This is a genomic window from Pelagicoccus sp. SDUM812005 (assembly GCF_031127875.1).
Lineage (GTDB): Bacteria > Verrucomicrobiota > Verrucomicrobiia > Opitutales > Opitutaceae > Pelagicoccus.
Map to the genome: position 1 here is coordinate 1 of NZ_JARXIA010000059.1, position 1,556 is coordinate 1,556.

2 protein-coding genes are annotated in these 1,556 nt (G+C 48.3%); both read right to left on the reverse strand.

Going from position 1 to position 1,556, the window contains the following annotated elements; genetic code table 11:
* Positions 1 to 669: 669 nt before the first annotated feature.
* Positions 670 to 996, reverse strand: a complete 327-nt coding sequence (locus QEH57_RS24645) for a biopolymer transporter ExbD (RefSeq protein WP_309009471.1) — start codon at positions 994 to 996, stop codon at positions 670 to 672.
* A 78-nt stretch (positions 997 to 1,074) separates the two neighbouring features.
* A complete protein-coding gene (locus QEH57_RS24650) occupies positions 1,075 to 1,452 on the reverse strand; it encodes a hypothetical protein (protein WP_309009472.1) in 378 nt (125 codons plus the stop codon).
* Positions 1,453 to 1,556 lie beyond the last annotated feature (104 nt).

The following is a 1,556-nucleotide window of genomic DNA, read 5'->3' on the forward strand; positions in this document are numbered from 1 at the left end:
CATGGGCATGTTGTAATTGGGTGAAAGTCCCATGTTCGTGAACTGCATAAATACCTATGAAAGAACTAGATCATGGCAACTGCGAAGTGGCGACGTTTCGTGGGAAGGAAGCCTACGTCAAAAGTGCGGGCCTACGTACAGAAATGGGATATAAGGCCGGTATGGCGGGTGAGCTGGCACAACACAGCGAAACCCTCAGTTCAGCCATGCAGGTAAATCCCGAGGTCGCGCATCGAAACAACGTGTTCTTACCCGGGGAGGCCTCGCTCACGTGCGGTATCGGCTTAGATCTGCCGTCAAGATATCGCGGTTCGTCCAGTAATGGGCGCATTGAGGGGCGAGGAGTCAGCCGAGGTCATAGTAGTCGCCTGAAACGAGCCGGGAGTAGTTGCCGACGGGTTTCCCGTCCAGCGAAGGTATCCGGATGGCTCACTGGCGGCGAAGGACCGAACCTAGGAAGTGGACTCTTACCCGTATGGTCTCCGTTTCGACGGGCGACCTTTTCGGTGGAGAACAATGGTCCACTGACTGTTTGCGTACTCGTATGCATCCGTCAAATGCAGAGATATTGAATCTCTTTCCTGGGAACCGCCACTTACGGATCCGTATGAGTGGTGGTGTGGGAGCCGGGGGAGTTAACGCCCCTGGCTACCCGATTCTGTATTGTTTTCATTCTTCTAGAGTAGATACGAAAATCTTTTCGATTCCTTCGAGTTTTATCAGATCGATGATTCTGACGACTTCGCTTGCTTTTGTTTTTGGGTTTACGGCCAAAATTACCGACTCTATCCCTTCTTTTCTTTCTTTGACTAGAGTCGTAATTTCATCCGACTCGTAAGTCTGTCCGTTTGATTCTATCTCTCTGTCTGGATTTAGCACGACGTATAGAATTTTCGATTCAACTGTGTCATTGGTAACAGGCTTTATGTCTTCTACGCTTGGTTCTTTCACGCATCCTAAGAGGAGAATCGGAAGAATTAGAAATGGGGTTTTCATTTTCTACAGAACGTGAAAGCCATACGCGCAGGTCATCGCGGAGCGATGGCCGGAGTTGTATGGGCTGCCTGGTTGGGCTTATTGATCATCTTTTCCTATCCACTCAAAATCCACAATTTCCTCAACTTCAAACTGTCTCTTAAACATACCGAAATGGCCATATTCACCTCTTTTTGAGGCGACTCCTTTCATCTTCACTTTATACTGAAGCACTACTGCATATTCTTCACCAAGTTGTTTTAGTCTTAAACCGTAATCCTCACCAAACTTGTCGAACGCATCTTTCTGTGGAGAGACCCACCACGCTTCATCTTCTTCATCAACATAGAAGGATTGGGTTTCGAAACCCCAGCGCATGATGCCGGAAAAGGTACCTTCTATTTCTTTCGAGCATGAAGTGAGCAAGAAAATGCTAAGAAATCCGGAGGCCGTAAGAAGTGCTGTATGAATTTTCATTTTTTGCCCAACGCTAAGGTGATACGACGGCGGCTTCGGTCATAGCCTCCACGTCTGGGTTGGTTGTTTACGAAGTGTCGTCGCCAAAGAGGCGAGCGTTTGCC

What these genes read in the sequence shown, in the direction of transcription:
- QEH57_RS24645 (WP_309009471.1), bottom strand. Translation starts at nt 996, where the DNA reads ATGAAAACCCCATTTCTAATTCTTCCGATTCTCCTCTTAGGATGCGTG.
- QEH57_RS24650 (WP_309009472.1), bottom strand. Translation starts at nt 1,452, where the DNA reads ATGAAAATTCATACAGCACTTCTTACGGCCTCCGGATTTCTTAGCATT.